The following is a 16,374-nucleotide window of genomic DNA, read 5'->3' as shown; positions in this document are numbered from 1 at the left end:
GTAGGATTGCGCAATTTGCAATGTGAACTTCGTGAACTTCGTCTCGCGCTCAGCCCTCGCCGCTCTCCGTCCCCGCTGTCCCGATCGAGGCGTCGATCAACCCGGCGCGCATCATCAGCCAGAACAGGACGATCCCCGGCAGCGCCGCGGCCGTGGTGAAGAGGTAGAAGTTGACGTAGCCGAAGCTCTCCACCAGCGCGCCCGCGGTGGTGCCGGTCAGCACCCGGCCGACAATGCTCGCCGCCGCCGAGATCAGCGCATATTGCGAGGCGGTGAAGCGCAGGTCGGTCAGCGCGGCGAAATAGGCGACCACCGTCACCCCCCCGATGCCGCTCGCGACATTCTCGAACAGGAAGGTCGCGGCAAGGCCCGCATTGGTCTTGTCCGCCAGCGCCAGCAGCGCGAAGCTGAAGTTGGAGACGCCCATCAGGACGAGGCTCAGCAGCACCGATCGCTTCATCCCGAGCCTTGTGTAGAGCACCCCGCCGATGAAGATCCCGATCAGGAAGGCCCAGAAGCCCACGCCCACATCGTAGAGCGCGATCTCGTCATTGGTGTAGCCCTTGTCGTCGAGCAGCAGGCGCACGGTGAGGTTCGCGAGCGTGTCGCCGATCTTGTGGAGCAGGATGAACAGCAGGACGAGCAGCGCGCCCTTCCTCATGAAGAACTCGGTGAAGGGCCCGTAGACTGCGCGCAGGGCCTCGCCCAGCCCCTTGGCGCGGGTCACGACGCGGCGGCGGGCGGGCTCGCCGAGCACCAGCGCGGTGAGCATCGCGGGCAGCGCGAAGGCGGCGCAGGCCATGTAGGCCACCTCCCACCCCGCGCGCGCCGCCACCACGAGCGCCAAGGCGCCCGCACCCGCCGAGCCGATCCGCCAGCCATATTGCGTCATGCCCGACCCGACGCCGAGCTGCTCGGGCTTCAGGGTCTCGATCCGGTAGGCGTCGATCACGATGTCGAAGGTCGCCCCCGCGATGCCGACGAGGATCGCCGAGGTCGCCACCCAGCCGATATTCGCGGCAGGGTCCACGAGGGCGAGGTTGACCACCGCCGCGATCACCGCAAGCCCGGTCAGCAGCATCCACGAGACCCGCTGGCCGAGCGCGCCGATCACGGGCAGGCGCACCCCGTCGATGATCCACGCCCACAGGAACTTGAAGTTGTAGGCGAGGAACACCAGCGTGAAGGCGGTTACGGTCTTCTTGTCGATCCCGTCCTGCGCGAGGCGGCTGGTGAGCGTCGCGCCGATCAGCGCATAGGGAAAGCCCGAGGACACGCCAAGGAAGAAGGCGGCGAGCGATTCCTTCTCGAGGTAGGGCTTGATCGCGCCCACCCAGCCCTGCTGCGGGGCGGCTGCGGTCTCGTCCATGCGCACTTGTCCTTTTGCTTGATCCCGATGTCTGGCACACTCAGCACGGACGAGAGGATGAGAAAAGAGCGATGAACGCTGCCACAACAGATTTACCCCGATTGTCGCCCACACCCGGCCAGCTCGCTCTCGCCGAGGCGATTCGGGAGGGCCGCGCCAAGGTCGCGGGTGGGATCCAGATGGTGTCGGCAAAGAACTACACCTGCCCCGACCACTTCGCGCGCGAGAAGGCGGCACTGTTCGATCGCCTGCCGCAGGTGATCTGCCCCTCCGCGCTGCTGCCCGAGCCCGGCATGGCGGTGCCGCACGACGCGACGGGACGTCCGCTGCTGATCACCCGCGACGCCGAGGGCAAGGCCCACGTCTTTCTCAACGTCTGCCGCCATCGCGGCACGCGGCTGGTCGAGGGCAGCGAAGTCCAGTGCGCCAAGCGGCTGGTGTGCCCCTATCACGCCTGGACTTACCGGCTGGATGGCGGATTGCTCGCCCTGCCCCGGCCCGAGACCTTTCCGGGGCTCGACAAGGCGGATTACGGACTCGTCGAGCTGCCCAGTCTTGAGGCAGGCGGCCTGATTTGGTTTGCACCCGCGCAAGGTGCGGACTTCAGCGCTGCACAGGAATTGGGCAGCGACTTCGACGCCTTCGGCCTTGCGGGCGCGCACCTGTTCCGGCGCAAGCTCCACACGGTCAAGGGCAACTGGAAGCTCATCATGGATGCCTTCCTCGAGAGCTACCACGTCACCCGCCTCCACGCTGCGACCATCGGCCCCTTCTTCAAGGACGGGATCACCGCAGGCGACCAGATCGGTCCGCACCAGCGCTCCGCGGTCGGGCGGCTCGAGGAGATGGAGGGCGTCGACCTCACCGACATGGCGAGCCTCAGGCGAGTGGTGACCTTCGCCTACCAGCTGCTCCCCGCGACGGTGATCGTGCCCAGCCCCGATTACGTCAACGTGATGGTGCTCATGCCGCAAGCAGCGGATCTGACGCTGGTCGAGGACTTCATGCTGATCCCCGAGGCACCCGCCACCGAAAAGGCGCTGGCGCATTGGGAGAAGAGCTGGAATCTGCTCGACGGGGGCGTCTTCGCCTCCGAGGACTTCCGCGCGGCGGAGCTCGGCCAGCAGGGGCTTTCATCCGGCGCGGTGGAGCACATCACCCTCGGCACGCTCGAAGGCGGGATCGCGCGGTTCGACCAGATCGTGAGCGAAGCCTTGCGGGCGGCGGGCTGAGGCCCTAGGCGCGGCCCCCATGCCCACCCAGCCCCCCCGCTCCGAAAACCGCCCCGAGGGCGACCGTATCGCCAAGCTGCTCGCCCGCGCCGGTGTCGCCAGCCGCCGCGAGGTCGAGCGGATGATCGCCGAGGGGCGCGTGGCGCTCGACGGCAAGGTGCTGGAGACGCCCGCGACGATCCTGTCGAGCCTCAGGGGCGTGACGGTCGACGGCAAGCCGGTCGGCGCGGCCGAGGCGACCCGGCTGTTCGCTTTCCACAAGCCCACCGGCCTCATCACCGCCGAGCGCGATCCGGCGGGGCGCCCGACGATCTACACCGCGCTCAGGAACGCCTTGCCCAAGAATGCCGGACGGGTGATGCCGGTCGGGCGGCTCGACCTCAACACCGAGGGGCTGCTGCTGCTCACCAATGACGGCGCGGTCAAGCGGACGCTCGAACTGCCCGCCAGCCGCGTGCCGCGCACCTATCGCGCCCGCGCTTTCGGCGATGTGTCGCAGCAGCAACTGGAAGAGCTGATCGAGGGCGTCGAGATCGACGGGATGCGCTACGGCTCGATCGACGCCAATCTCGAACGCTCGAGCGGGCGCAATCTGTGGATCGAGATGACCATCACCGAGGGCAAGAACCGCGAGGTGCGCCGGGTGCTCGAACATCTGGGATTGCAGGTGAACCGGCTGATCCGGGTCGGCTACGGCCCGTTCAATCTCGGCGATCTGCCGCGGGGCCAGGCGGTGGAGCTGACGGGCAAGCCGGTCGACCGCTTCCTGGCGGAGCTGGCGAAAGGCCCGCTCAAGTGAGGATCATCGCCGGGGAATGGCGCGGGCGCAAACTCGCCGCGCCGAAGGGTGACGGCACGCGGCCCACGGCTGACCGCGCGCGCGAGACGCTGTTCGCGATGCTGACCAGCCGGCTTGGCGATTTCGAGGGATTGCAGGTCGCCGACCTCTTCGCAGGCTCTGGCGCATTGGGATTGGAGGCCCTGTCGCGCGGGGCGGAAAGCTGCCTGTTCGTCGAGCAGGACCGCGTGGCGGTCGATGTGATCCGCGCCAATGTCGCAGCGCTTGGCGCTGGCATGCGGGCGCGGGTCGAGGCGGGGTCGGTGATGGCGCTGCGTGCGGTCGCAAAGCCGCTCGACCTGATCCTCGCCGATCCGCCCTACCGTTCAGGCGCGGGCGAGGTTGCGCTCGACAGGCTGCTGCGCCTCGGCTGGATCGGCCCCGAGACTTGGATCGCGCTCGAGACCGCGTTCAACGAGGACGTCGCGATCAAGGGGCTGGTGACCGAGAGCGAACGCAAGGTCGGCAAGGGGAAGCTCCACCTCTTGCGGCTGGATGCTTCCCCCGACCTCGATCCCGATCAGGCCGCTTAACCGCGCGGCGGGGTGACCCGGGATTCGATCTGCGCCCACGTCGATTCGCGCTGCGCCTCGGGCATCTTGCTGAGCGTGACCTTGTCGCTGTCCGACAGGGCCCAGAAGATCTCCTGACGCTGCGGATTGAGCGACCAGAAATAGGTCTGGGTCTCGGCCGGCCAGGCCTTGTAACCGGCCTGACGGTCGGCGGGCCAAGACTGCATCATCGCATCCTGATCGGTCGTCGGCGTGGCGGTGGTGGTCGCCGGTGCGTCAGGCGTGTTGGTGGGCGTGTTCTTGTCCCACTCCTGCTCGGTTGACGGTGTGGTGTCCGGCATCGAGGGCGGCGTGGTCTCGGTGGGCGTGGTCTGGGTGGACTCGCCCGGAGCCGTATCCGGCATCTGCTCCTGCGCGCCGGCCAGCGTGCCGGTCATGGCGAGGGCCAGGGCCGAAGCGGCCGTGGCGAGGGTTTTGAAAGACTTGTGCATGGGTAACTCCATCATTGACTGACCCAAGCACGACGAACGCGAAACGTGTGTCCCGGCCGCATGACCCCTCACGAACCGGACCTCTTCAATATGGGGCCCACCCGCGGCGGAGCAATCGCACGCCGCCCTGTGCGTCCCGCCCGCGCCCCGCCCGGGCGGCAAATGTGACGAAAAAGCGGCAGGCCGAATTTCAGCCTGTCGCAAGCCTGTGAGCGCCTGCGTCTCGCGGCTTGCTCCCCGCGCAATTGTTCCCTACCTGTTCGCATGAGACAATGAGCAACCCCCTGCCCTCCCCCGCTGCTCCGCCCGAGTCGGTGCCTGCCTATGCCGCGCGGCTGAACCCGCCGCAGCGCGCTGCCGTCCTCGCCACGGAAGGCCCGGTGCTGATGCTCGCAGGCGCGGGCACCGGCAAGACCGCCGCGCTCACGGCGCGCCTTGCGCATCTGGTGGCGACGGGGCGCGCTTACCCTTCGCAGATCCTGTGCGTCACCTTCACCAACAAGGCCGCGCGCGAGATGAAGGAGCGTGTGACGCATCACCTTGGCCCGCAGGCCGAGGGGCTGCCGTGGCTCGGCACATTCCACTCGATCTGCGCCAAGATGCTGCGCCGCCATGCGGAGCTTGTCGGGCTCCAGCACAATTACACGATCATCGACACCGACGATCAGCTGCGCCTGCTCAAGCAGCTCATCACCGAGGCCGAACTTGACGAGAAGCGCTGGCCCGCGCGCCAGCTTGCCGGCCTGATCGACCGCTGGAAAAACCGCGGCCTCGGCCCCGCCGATCTCGATGCGGTGGAGAACGAGGCCTACGCCAATGGCAAGGGCACCGCGCTCTACACCCGCTATCAGGAGCGGCTGAAGCAATTGAACGCCTGCGATTTCGGCGATCTGATGCTGCACATGGTGACGATCCTCAAGACGCACCACGACATCCTCGCCGATTACCAGCGCCGCTTCCGCTACATCATGGTGGACGAATATCAGGACACCAATGCGGTCCAGTATCTGTGGCTGCGCTTGCTCGCGCAGGGGCACAAGAACATCTGCGTGGTGGGGGATGACGACCAGTCGATCTATTCCTGGCGCGGGGCGGAGGTCGCCAATATCCTCAGGTTCGAGAAGGATTTCCCGGGCGCGGAAGTGATCCGGCTGGAACAGAACTACCGCTCCACCCCCCATATCCTCGGCGCGGCTTCGGGCCTCATCCGCGAGAACAGCCAGCGCCACGACAAGACCCTGTGGACCGAGGTCAATGGCGGCGAGAAGGTCAAGGTCATCGGCGTATGGGACGCGCCCGAGGAAGCGCGCCGCGTCGGCGAGGCGATCGAGCGCTTGGAGCGCGAAGGCGCCGGACTCGATCAGGTCGCCATCCTCGTGCGTGCGCAGTACCAGACGCGCGAGTTCGAGGACCGCTTCATCCAGATCGGCATCGCCTACCGCATCATCGGGGGCTTCCGCTTCTACGAGCGTGCCGAGATCCGCGATGCGCTCGCCTATCTGCGCCTGATCGCGCAGCCGCAGGACGATCTGGCGTTTGAGCGGATTCACAACCAGCCCAAGCGCGGCCTAGGGGCCAAGGCGCTGGAGGCGATGCACTCCCACGCGCGCCGCACCGGCCTGCCGCTGGCAGCGGCCGCGCTGCAACTGGCCGACAGCGACGAGCTGCCCAAGCGCGCCGCGATCACCATCGGCGGGCTGATGCGCCAGTTCCTGCACTGGCGCGAGCAGGCCGAGACGCTCTCGCCCGCCGATCTCCTCCGGCTGGTGATGGAAGAGAGCGGCTACAACGCCATGCTCGCCGCCGACCGCTCGCCCGAAAGCGCGGGGCGCGCGGAGAACCTCTCGGAACTCGCGCGCGCGATGGAGGAATACCTCACCCTCGGCGATTTCCTCGAGCACGTCAGCCTCGTCATGGACAATGACCGCGCTAACGAGGGCGAGACGGTGACGATCATGACGATCCACGCCGCCAAGGGCCTCGAGTTCGACAATGTCTTCTGCGTCGGCTGGGAGGAAGGCGTCTTCCCCTCGCAGCGCGCGATCGACGAGGGGGGGCTGGCGTCACTCGAAGAGGAACGCCGCCTCGCCTACGTGGCGATCACCCGCGCGCGGCGGCATTGCACCATTCTCCACGCGGCCAACCGCCGGATCTACGGCCAGTGGACCAGCAGCATCCCCTCGCGCTTCATCGACGAACTGCCGGCGGAGCATATCGAGAGCGAGACCACGCTCACCGGCGGCGCATCGCTGTGGCGGGCGAACTGGAGCGAGCAGGAGGATCCCTTCGCCCACGTCGCGCAAAATCGCCCTGACCGCGCCCAGCAGCGCGGCCCCGGCTGGCAGCGCGCCATCGCCAGCGGTTACGACTCGCGACCCGCACGCATCCCCGAAAGCACGCGGTCAGCGGCCAGCTTCGCCGCCCCGGCACGCTCCGACATCGCCATCGGTGCGATGGTCACCCACACCAAGTTTGGCACGGGCTGCGTGATCGATCAGGAAGGCAACAAGCTCACCATCCTGTTCGAGGAGGCGGGCGAGAAGCGGGTGCTGGATTCGTTCGTGACGGTAGTGGGCTGACCTCAGCCCGCAGGCTGCTCGGTCGGCTGGGCTTCGGGCTTTTTCCAGTAGCGCGCCTCGAACGGCCGGGCGAGTTCGCCCCAGGCGTCGCGCGTGCCCTCGGCGATGCCGGTCTCGCAGTTCACGTAAGGAGCCGGGTCGACATAGGTGCCGAACACCTTGTCCCACAGCGTCAGCATGTTGCCGAAATTGCTGCCCATCAGTTCCTCGTCGCGGATGTGGTGCAGGCGGTGCGCGGCGGGCGAGATGAGCACCTTGCCGAAGATCCCCAGCGTCCAGGGCACGTCGGCATGGATGAAATAGCCCCACCAGCTGCGGATGAGCAGGCCGACGCCGATCGCCCAGTAGGGCAACCCGAGCAGGATCACCACTAGATTGTCGATCAGCAGCGCCAGCGCCTCGCCGAAGGGGTGCTTGCGGCGCACGCTCAGCCAGTTCATCGCCTCGTCGGCGTGGTGCGTGGCGTGGACCGGCCACAGCATCGGCACATGCTCGAGCCGGTGGCGCCAATAGGCGGCGAATTCCATGAAGGCGATGCCGGCGATGATCGGGACCACCCCGGGCAGCCCCTCCCAGAAACGCACAAGCACCTCGGCGCGCGGCAGCAGCGAGTGGCCGGTGAGGATCGGCACCGCGATCAGCGGCACCACCACCAGCGCATTGACAGCCAGAAGGATGATATTGGTGACGATCTCGGGCCGCGCGCGCTTGATGTGGTCAACCACCGCGTGGCGCTTGGTGACATAGGCGAGCACGCCGAACACCACCGCCAGCGAGGCGAGATTGGCGAACTCCGTGCGCAAGGTTTCGAGAATGGTGTCGATCACAGCGGCGGATTACGCCCGGATCGTCCAAGAAATGGTTAAGCACGCAGGCGCGGCAGACCGCTCAGGTCCATACCAGCGAGAGCGGATAGAGCGCGATCAGCCAGCAGATGCAGCCCAGCACGATCCCCCGCTCGCGCGCGAAGATCGCGACAAGCGTCGCCGGGATCAGCGACCAGGTGATGACGATCTGGCGCGCGCCGAAGAGGTTGCCGGTGCCGACGATGCTCGCCACCCACGCGATCAGCGCCATGTTGCACACCAGCACGCCTGCCAGCACGAAGCGGTAATTGGCCGCGAAATGGGCCTCGTGATCCTCCTCCGGACTGGCGGGGAAGATCAGCGATGCGGCGACGAAATAGATGCCGGTGACGATGAAGCCGGCGAACATCACCGGCCAGCTTGCGGTCACGAACTGGCGCATCTGCCAGCCATAGACCCAGAAGGTCACGACATCGCAGGCGACCAGAATGCCGAGCAGCGCGGTCGACCAGCCGATCCGCGTGTGCTTGCGCGATTTGAGCGCCCGGGCGAGCCCCGCAAGGGCCTCGGTCAGGGCAAGGCCGAGCAGCAGTCCGAACAGCGTGACGGCGTAATCGAACTCCTCCATCGCGGAAGGGTTCAGCCGAAGCCGATGTCGAGGAAGCCTGGACGCGGGCCGTTCCATTCGCCGGCGGGTACGGGCGCGTCATCCTCGTGATAACGCCGCGGCTTGCGCTCGGCGGCGACACGTTCGGTGCGCTCGGGCCGTTCGCGGCGGGGGCGCTCTTCGCGGACTTCCTCGCGCGGGGGGCGTTCCTTGCGGGGGCGCTCGTCCCGCTCGGAGCGGTCCTCGCGGGCGCGGCGGGGCCTGCGTTCCTCGCGGGCCTCGGGCTCTTCGACCTCGGCCACCTTGGCGGCTTCGGCTTTGGCGAGAATCTCGGAGAGGTCGACGCGCAGGTCTTCCTTGCCGAACACCTTGATCGCCGCGCCGGTCAGCTTCTCGACGTTGGAAATGGCTTCGGCGTCTTCTTCCGCAACGAAGGTGAAAGCCCGCCCCTTGGCGCCGGCGCGGCCCGTGCGGCCGATGCGGTGGACGTAATCGTCCGGGTGCCAGGGCGTGTCGAAGTTGAAGACGTGGGACACGCCCTTGATGTCGAGCCCGCGCGCGGCGACGTCGGAGGCGACGAGGATATTGACGTCGCCCGCCTTGAAGCGCTCGAGCTCCTTGATCCGGCTCGACTGATCCATGTCGCCGTGAATCTCGGCCGAGCGGAAACCGTGGCGCTGGAGGCTCTGGTTCAGCTCGCGCACCGTGGTCTTGCGGTTGGCGAAGATGATCGCGTTCTCGACCAGATCGTTCTCGAGGAACCAGCGCAGGGTCTCGCGCTTCTGCTTCGACTTCACCGGCACCTTGAAGGCGGTGATGTCCTTGTTGGTGGTCGCCGCGCGCGCGGTTTCGATGCGCTTGGGGTTGTTGAGGAATTTCTTGGCCAGCTTCTCGATTGGCGCGGGCATGGTGGCCGAGAACAGCATGGTCTGGCGGGTTTCGGGAAGCTTGGAGCAGATGAATTCGATATCGGGGATGAACCCCATGTCGAGCATCCGGTCGGCCTCGTCGATCACCAGCAGCTCGCAGCCGTTGAGCATGATCTTGCCGCGCTCGAACAGGTCCATGAGGCGGCCCGGGGTGGCGATCAGCACGTCGACCCCGTCGCTCAAGGCCTTCAGCTGATCGCCCATCTGCACGCCGCCGATCAGCAGCGCCATCTTGAGATCGTGGTTCTTGCCGTATTTCTCGAAGTTCTCGGCGACCTGCGCGGCAAGCTCGCGCGTCGGCTCGAGGATCAGCGAGCGCGGCATCAGCGCGCGGCGGCGGCCGGCGGCCATCACGTCGATCATGGGGAGCACGAAGCTCGCGGTCTTGCCCGTCCCCGTCTGGGCGATGCCGATGAGGTCCTTCATCATCAGCACGGTCGGGATCGCCTGCGCCTGGATCGCGGTCGGCGTGGTATAGCCCGCGTCTTCCACGGCTTTGAGCAATTCGGGCGAAAGGCCGAGATCGGCGAAGGTCATGCGGTGTGTGGTGTCCGAGAATGGCGGGCAGACGTGCTGCCGGGATTGGTGGCCCAGACGCAAACCCCCCGGCGGCGTCAGGCTGGGGCGCCTTTCCCGCAAATGCGGGCAAAAGTCAAGGAAACGCGCCCGTCATCCGGCGCGGATCAGCCGCGCACTTCGACGAGCTGCCGCATGGTCTCGATCTCGCAGCGCGCCCCGGTGCGCGATTGCAGCTTGTCGCGGCTGACGCAGAGCTGCCCGTCCTTGTTCCTCTCGACATAGAATCCGGCATAGAAGTCGCGGGCGCGGCACGCCTTTTCGAGACCGACCGAGATCATCTTGCGATCGCGCAGAAAGAGCACCAGCCGGTTGCCGCTCCCCGTCTGCACTCCGGCGATGGAGCCGAGGCCGAGGCATTTTTCCTTGCCCCGCTCCTCGTAGCGCGGGGGCGCGGCGCGGGGCGGGAGATCGGCATTGAGGCTCTGGCGGACGGCCCCTGTCGCAGGCGCGATGCGGATCGTCACCCGCTGCTCGATCCGGACCTGGTTGGCCGAGGACGACTGCCGCAGCGCGCGGAGCGGGTTGATCTCGCGCGGGCCCTCTTCAACCGCAGGCGCGTCCGATTGCGGCGCCGATGCCTCTCCGGCGGGCGCGGGCGGATCGGCCACGTCCACCGCTTCGGCCACCAGCGGCAGCATCAGCGCAAGCGGCGCTGCGAAGGCGAACAGGCTGTGCATGGGCGAGGAAAATTCTCTCCTTGCGGGTGCGGATCAGGCAGGCTGGCCGGGCGCGCCGCAGCGCGGGGCCGGGTGGCCTCATCTAGCAGCAGCGTTTGAACCATGGCTTAACTGGCGCGCGAGCATTCCGCGAAAGGATTGGCAATTTCCTCGGCCACTGTGGCATGGAGGCAACAATGAATCACCTCGCTTCTCCCCCCCGCCCCGCCCCTTCCGCCGAGACCTTCATCGCCGAGGCGCGCGCGCTGCTGGGCGAGCGCGGCTTCACCACCGACCCCGAGCGGATCGACACCTGGCTGACCGACTGGCGCGGGCGCTATACCGGCCGTGCGCTGGCGCTGGCCGCCCCCGCATCGACCGCCGAGGTCGCCGCGCTGGTCAGGCTATGCGCCGCCCACGGCGTGCCGATCGTCCCGCAGGGCGGCAATAGCGGGATGGCCGGCGGCGCGACGCCCGATGCCACCGGCACCGCGATCATCCTCTCGCTGCGGCGCATGAACGCGATCCGCAGCGTCTCGGCCGAAAGCGGTCAGGCGGTGTGCGAGGCGGGGGTGATCCTCCAGACCCTGCACGAGGCCGCCGAGGCCGCTGCCTTGCGCTTCCCGCTGACGCTGGGTGGCAAGGGCTCGGCGACGATCGGCGGGCTGATCTCGACCAACGCGGGCGGCACGCAGGTGCTGCGCCACGGGACGATGCGCGCACAGGTGCTCGGGCTCGAAGCGGTGCTGGCCACCGGCGAGGTGCTCGACCTGATGACCCCGCTCAAGAAGGACAACCGCGGCTTTGACCTCAAGCAATTGCTGATCGGCTCGGAAGGCACGCTCGGCATCGTCACCGCGGCGACGCTGCGGCTGCTGCCCGCCGCTACGGGCCGCGCCACGGCATGGGTCGGCCTTGGCGGGATCGTCGAGGCGCGGACGCTGCTGCGGCAGATGGAGCGCGCACTGGGCGATGCGCTTGAAGGCTTCGAGGTGGTGCCTGCCCATTGTCTCGATTCGGTGCTCGCCCATGAACCCGCCGCCCGCGCGCCCCTAGCCGAGCGCCATGCGTGGAACGCTCTGATCGAATGCGTCTCGCCTTCTCAGGACAGCGCCGTCTTGCGCGAGGCACTCGAAGCCGCCCTCGCCGCGGCTTTCGAGGAGGAGCTGATCGCCGACGCGGTGATCGCCGCCAACGACACCCAGGCCGAGGCCTTCTGGGGTTTGCGCGAAGGCATCTCGGCAGCCGAGCGCGCGCTCGGCCCGGCGATGCAGCACGACATCTCGGTGCCGGTCGAGGCCATGCCCGAATTCATCCTTGCCGCCGTTCCGCAAGTCGAAGCCGCCTTCCCCGGCACCCGCGCGGTCGCCTTCGGGCATCTGGGCGACGGCAATGTCCACTTCCATGTCCTCGCCCCAGCCGGCGCGGTGCGGGGCGTGTGGGAGGAGGCGGATGGCAAGGCGGTGAGCGCGCGGGTGCATGATCTGGTGACGCAGTGGGGCGGCTCGATCAGCGCCGAACACGGCATCGGCCAGATGAAGGTCGACGAGCTTGCCCGGCTGCACGATCCGGTCGCGCTCGCGGTGATGGCGCGGGTCAAGGCGGCGCTCGATCCCGCCGGGCTGCTCAATCCGGGGAAACTCGTTCGCCCGCCCCGCCCCGCCTGATCGCCGCCGCTTGCGCGGGGCAACGCAAGGCCCTAAGGGCGGCGCTTTCGGCGGGGGACGACTATTTTCCGCTGAGGGGATCATCCACTACCGTTTCTCGGAGAATTCGTCATGGCCAGCGCGCCGCAACCCCAACTTCCGCTGTTCTACAAGGACCTTCTGCCGCTCAACAACCGCGACCATGTCGAATGGAAGGCCGGAACCCTCGAGAGCGCCGAATACCTCGCCTCGACCCATGCGATCCCGCTGACCTCGGACGAATTCGTCGACGCCCAGCGCAACTTCCCGATCGTCTTCACCTCGGGTGACAGCCCGCTGCCGATCGCGCTGTTCGGCCTCAACGAGGGCGTGAACACCTTCGTGGGCGACGACAACAAGATCAACGAGCCGATCTACCTGCCCGCCTATGCGCGCCGCTATCCCTTCATCCTCGCCAAGCTCCAGCCCGGCAGCGACGACATGTCGCTGTGCTTCGACCCGAGCACCGGCCTGCTTGGCAAGTTCGAAGAGGGTCTCGCCCTGTTCAACGCCGACGGCACGCCGACCGAATATACCAACGGCGTGCTCGATTTCTGCCGCCGCTTCGAGGAAGCCGGCCAGCGCACCAAGCTGTTCATGGACGAGCTCGCCAAGCTCGACATCCTGATGGACGGCGAAATCGCGATCACCCGCGGCGACATGCCCGACAAGCCCTTCATCTATCGCGGCTTCCGCATGGTGGACGAAAACAAGCTGCGCGAGCTTCCCGCCGCCACGCTCGAGGAACTCGCCAAGAACGGCATGCTGATGCTGATCTACGCGCACCTCTTCTCGCTGAACCTGATGCGCACGATCTTCGAGCGGCAGCTCGCCCAGGGCAAGATCCCGATGACCGCCGACGGCTCGCCCGCTCCGGCGCTGAACTGATCTGGTTGCAATGAGTTAAAGCGGGCGGGTGGACTTCGGTTCGCCCGCCCGTTTTGCATTTGGGGGGGATTACTCGGCAGCCTGCCGCAGCCCCTCGGCGCCGCCCAGCAGCGCCGCTTCCGCGCCCAGCTCGCGCACCAGATCGGCGAGCATCGCCGCGATGGCGGGCAGCCCCGCGCCGGGCTCGGCCAGATGCCGGTCGAGATAGGCGGCACGGCACACTTCGATCTGCACCGCATGGACACGGCTGCGCGGCGCGCCGTGGCGGTCGAGCACATAGCCGCCCGAATAGGGCCGGTTGAGCGCCGCGGGGACGCCGCGCGCCTCCAGATGCGACAGCCCGCGCGCGACCAAGGCATTGTGGCACGAGGCGCCGAAGCGGTCGCCCAGCACCACCACCGGTGCACGCGCCTCGCCCTCGCCGGCCCGCAGCGGCGGCATGGAATGGAGGTCGACCAGCAGCGCCGCGCCCCACTCGGCGCAGATCCGCGTCAGCGCCTCCTCGAGTGCGGTGTGATAGGCGCGGTGGATGCCTTCGATCCGCGCGGCGAGCTCCGCAGGTGCGAGCCGCCCGCGCCAGATCTCGCCCGATCCCGGCAGCCGCCGCGGCACGAGGCCCAGCCCGCTCCTCGCCCGCGCATTGCTGCGCTGGCCGGGCTCGGGTGCGGGCATGTCGGCCGGGCGCCCGCCCTCGATCATGTCCCAGTCGATATCGTCCTCGGCGCGGTTGAGATCGAGCAGCGCGCGCGGCGCATGGGCGACCAGCAGCGCCGCCCCGGTCTCGCGCGCGATGGCGACGCCGAGCCGGTCGACATGGCGATCCTCGAGCCGGAGCTGCGCCAGCCCCGCATCGCGCATCCGCGCGGTGACCGCGGGCGGATAGGCGCGCCCCGCGTGCGGCACCGCGACCAGCACCGGCAGGCGCAGCCGCGGCGGCATGGTCAAAGTGAAGGCGGGCGCCGCCGCGAGCCCCGGCACCGTGCCGCCGCTGGAGGCGGTGCGCTGGGCCGCGGGGCCCGGCCGGGAGGGGCGCTCGGGGGTGGACATGGATGCCCCTTGCTGACGGGTTTGCGCGGGCCTGTCAAAGCCTGATCGGCCCGTCCCGGCTGCAACTCGCACGCCTGCGGAAGGCCCGGTGCAACACGGACAAAGATTTCTTAAGCGGCTTCTGCTAACACCCGCGCATGACAGCGACACGCACCCCCCGCATCCTCCTCGCCGAAGACGAGGCTGCGATGCGCGCCTATCTCGAACGGGCGCTGACCAATGCCGGCTACGAGGTGAGCGCAGTCGATCGCGGGACCGATGCCGTGCCGCTGCTGGAAACGGGCGATTTCGACCTGCTGCTTTCGGACATCGTCATGCCCGAGATGGACGGGATCGAGCTCGCCCAGCGCTGCGCCGAGATTTCCCCGCGCACCAAGGTGATGTTCATCACCGGCTTTGCCGCGGTCTCGCTGCGCGCCAGCCGCGAGCAGCCCGCCGCCAAGGTTCTCTCCAAGCCCTTCCACCTGCGCGATCTGGTGCTGGAGGTGGAGCGTGTGTTCGAGGAAGCGGACGCCGCGCGTATGTGACGATTTGCGCGGCTCGAATCGCTTGCACCTTCCAAAGGGCTGCGATAAAGGGCCGCTCCGCTTCTCCCCCGGGAGGGCGCACATCCGATGGTGTGGGCGTATAGCTCAGTGGTAGAGCACTATGTTGACATCGTAGGGGTCGCAAGTTCAATCCTTGCTACGCCCACCATCGGCTGAGACGAGAACGCCCGCCCTTTCCGGCGGGCTTTTTTGTGCCTGCTCCCCGCTGCAACGGCTGTTGCGTTTCATTCGCAGCCCCCGCGCTTGCAAGCCCCCGCGCCTCTGCTAAAGCCGCGGCGGGATCTATGGGCCTCGGACGGGCCCGCACTTTTCCTGTCGATCACACCTAGCCTCGCATCAGACGGGGCAAGAAGGATAGGGCAACACGCATGAACAAGATCAAAGTCGCCAACCCCGTCGTCGAACTCGATGGCGACGAGATGACGCGCATCATCTGGCAGTGGATCCGCGAAAGGCTGATCCTGCCCTACCTCGACATCGATCTGAAGTATTACGACCTCTCGATCGAGAACCGCGACGCGACCGACGATCAGGTCACCGTCGATTCCGCCAATGCGATCAAGCAGTATGGCGTCGGCGTGAAGTGCGCGACCATCACTCCGGACGAGCAGCGCGTCGAGGAATTCGGCCTCAAGAAGATGTGGAAGTCGCCGAACGGCACGATCCGCAACATCCTGGGCGGCGTGGTCTTCCGCGAGCCGATCGTGATCGACAACGTGCCGCGCCTCGTGCCGGGCTGGACCGATCCGATCGTGGTCGGCCGTCACGCTTTCGGCGACCAGTACAAGGCGACCGACACGCTGATCCCCGGCCCCGGCAAGCTGCGGCTGGTGTGGGACGGCGAGAACGGCGAGAAGATCGATCTCGACGTGTTCGACTTCCCCAGCAGCGGCGTCGCGATGGCGATGTACAACCTCGACGATTCGATCCGCGACTTCGCCCGCGCGAGCTTCAATTACGGTTTAAACCTCGGCTGGCCGGTGTACCTCTCGACCAAGAACACGATCATGAAGGCCTATGACGGGCGCTTCAAGGACCTGTTCCAGGAAGTGTTCGACACCGAGGGCTTCGCCGAGAAGTTCAAGGAAAAGGGCATGGTCTACGAACACCGCCTGATCGACGATATGGTCGCCTCGGCACTCAAGTGGTCGGGCAAGTTCGTGTGGGCGTGCAAGAACTACGACGGCGACGTGCAGTCGGACACCGTGGCGCAGGGCTTCGGCTCGCTGGGCCTGATGACCTCGGTGCTGCTCTCGCCCGACGGCAAGACCGTGGAGGCGGAAGCCGCCCACGGCACCGTCACCCGCCACTATCGCCAGCACCAGCAGGGCAAGGCGACCTCGACCAACCCGATCGCCTCGATCTTCGCCTGGACCCGCGGCCTCATGTACCGTGGCAAGTTCGACGGCACGCCCGAAGTGGTGAAGTTCGCCGAAACGCTCGAGCGCGTCTGCGTCCAGACGGTCGAGAAGGGCTACATGACCAAGGACCTCGCGCTGCTGATCGGCCCGGGCCAGGCATGGCAGACCACCGAGCAGTTCTTCGAGACGATCGTGCAGAACCTCGAGAAGGAAATGGCCTCCTGGGCCTGATCGCGAAACTGATGGG

The 16,374-nt window shown here is 67.4% G+C and carries 15 protein-coding genes and 1 tRNA gene; 9 read left to right on the top strand and 7 right to left on the bottom strand.

What is annotated here, in order from left to right; translation table 11 throughout:
• Positions 1-49 precede the first annotated feature (49 nt).
• On the bottom strand, positions 50-1,369 hold the full coding sequence (locus PFX90_RS00435; protein ID WP_285709232.1) for an AmpG family muropeptide MFS transporter: 1,320 nt from the start codon (positions 1,367-1,369) through the stop codon (positions 50-52).
• 101 nt (positions 1,370-1,470) lie between these two features.
• Here PFX90_RS00435 and PFX90_RS00430 point away from each other — a divergent pair, with 101 nt between their 5' ends.
• From PFX90_RS00430 to rsmD, 3 genes are read left to right on the top strand one after another with little or no spacing between them, the layout of a single operon-like run.
• Positions 1,471-2,601, top strand: coding sequence for an aromatic ring-hydroxylating oxygenase subunit alpha (locus tag PFX90_RS00430; protein ID WP_285709229.1), 1,131 nt, complete (start codon positions 1,471-1,473; stop codon positions 2,599-2,601).
• Between the two features lie 19 nt (positions 2,602-2,620).
• Positions 2,621-3,400, top strand: a complete 780-nt coding sequence (locus tag PFX90_RS00425; RefSeq protein ID WP_285709227.1) for a pseudouridine synthase — start codon at positions 2,621-2,623, stop codon at positions 3,398-3,400.
• Positions 3,397-3,972: a 16S rRNA (guanine(966)-N(2))-methyltransferase RsmD gene (gene rsmD / locus PFX90_RS00420; protein WP_285709225.1), complete on the top strand. Its 576-nt coding sequence runs from the start codon at positions 3,397-3,399 to the stop codon at positions 3,970-3,972. The genes PFX90_RS00425 and rsmD overlap by 4 nt, the downstream gene beginning before the upstream one ends.
• Here rsmD and PFX90_RS00415 read toward each other — a convergent pair.
• Positions 3,969-4,442: a hypothetical protein gene (locus tag PFX90_RS00415; protein WP_285709223.1), complete on the bottom strand. Its 474-nt coding sequence runs from the start codon at positions 4,440-4,442 to the stop codon at positions 3,969-3,971. The genes rsmD and PFX90_RS00415 overlap by 4 nt on opposite strands.
• Positions 4,443-4,714: 272 nt before the next feature.
• Here PFX90_RS00415 and PFX90_RS00410 point away from each other — a divergent pair, with 272 nt between their 5' ends.
• A complete protein-coding gene (locus PFX90_RS00410) occupies positions 4,715-7,021 on the top strand; it encodes an ATP-dependent helicase (RefSeq protein WP_285709221.1) in 2,307 nt (768 codons plus the stop codon).
• Positions 7,022-7,023: 2 nt separating this feature from the next.
• On the opposite strand, the gene PFX90_RS00405 is transcribed toward PFX90_RS00410, so the two are convergent.
• The 4 genes from PFX90_RS00405 to PFX90_RS00390 all read right to left on the bottom strand — a co-directional run bounded on the left by PFX90_RS00405 (position 7,024) and on the right by PFX90_RS00390 (position 10,619).
• On the bottom strand, positions 7,024-7,848 hold the full coding sequence (locus tag PFX90_RS00405; RefSeq protein ID WP_285709217.1) for a sterol desaturase family protein: 825 nt from the start codon (positions 7,846-7,848) through the stop codon (positions 7,024-7,026).
• A 61-nt stretch (positions 7,849-7,909) separates the two neighbouring features.
• Positions 7,910-8,455, bottom strand: a complete 546-nt coding sequence (locus PFX90_RS00400) for a hypothetical protein (protein WP_285709216.1) — start codon at positions 8,453-8,455, stop codon at positions 7,910-7,912.
• A gap of 11 nt (positions 8,456-8,466) precedes the next feature.
• Complete coding sequence (locus tag PFX90_RS00395; protein ID WP_285709214.1) at positions 8,467-9,900, bottom strand: DEAD/DEAH box helicase; 1,434 nt, start codon at positions 9,898-9,900, stop codon at positions 8,467-8,469.
• Between the two features lie 146 nt (positions 9,901-10,046).
• Positions 10,047-10,619, bottom strand: coding sequence for a hypothetical protein (locus PFX90_RS00390; protein WP_285709212.1), 573 nt, complete (start codon positions 10,617-10,619; stop codon positions 10,047-10,049).
• Positions 10,620-10,795: 176 nt separating this feature from the next.
• On the opposite strand from PFX90_RS00390, the gene PFX90_RS00385 reads away from it, so the two are divergent.
• Together PFX90_RS00385 and PFX90_RS00380 are read left to right on the top strand one after the other, a co-directional pair.
• Positions 10,796-12,265 (top strand): FAD-binding oxidoreductase, encoded by a 1,470-nt coding sequence (locus tag PFX90_RS00385; protein ID WP_285709210.1) that lies wholly within the window; start codon positions 10,796-10,798, stop codon positions 12,263-12,265.
• 111 nt (positions 12,266-12,376) lie between these two features.
• Entirely contained in the window at positions 12,377-13,171 is a 795-nt protein-coding gene (locus PFX90_RS00380) for a SapC family protein (RefSeq protein WP_285709208.1), read from the top strand.
• A gap of 69 nt (positions 13,172-13,240) precedes the next feature.
• Here the strand turns inward: PFX90_RS00380 and PFX90_RS00375 are convergent, their stop codons facing one another.
• A complete protein-coding gene (locus tag PFX90_RS00375; protein WP_285709206.1) occupies positions 13,241-14,218 on the bottom strand; it encodes an N-formylglutamate amidohydrolase in 978 nt (325 codons plus the stop codon).
• Positions 14,219-14,355: 137 nt separating this feature from the next.
• On the opposite strand from PFX90_RS00375, the gene cpdR reads away from it, so the two are divergent.
• From cpdR to PFX90_RS00360, 3 genes are all read left to right on the top strand, one after another.
• Entirely contained in the window at positions 14,356-14,745 is a 390-nt protein-coding gene (gene cpdR, locus PFX90_RS00370) for a cell cycle two-component system response regulator CpdR (protein ID WP_285709203.1), read from the top strand.
• A gap of 94 nt (positions 14,746-14,839) precedes the next feature.
• Positions 14,840-14,914 (top strand) — tRNA-Val (locus PFX90_RS00365).
• 220 nt (positions 14,915-15,134) lie between these two features.
• Entirely contained in the window at positions 15,135-16,358 is a 1,224-nt protein-coding gene (locus PFX90_RS00360) for an NADP-dependent isocitrate dehydrogenase (RefSeq protein WP_285709201.1), read from the top strand.
• The last annotated feature ends 16 nt before the right edge of the window (positions 16,359-16,374 follow it).

Source organism: Erythrobacter oryzae, assembly GCF_030271515.1.
In the GTDB taxonomy this organism is placed as follows: domain Bacteria; phylum Pseudomonadota; class Alphaproteobacteria; order Sphingomonadales; family Sphingomonadaceae; genus Erythrobacter; species Erythrobacter oryzae.
The sequence above is the reverse complement of the archived record's forward strand: the minus strand, read 5'-3'. Positions and strand labels throughout refer to the sequence as shown.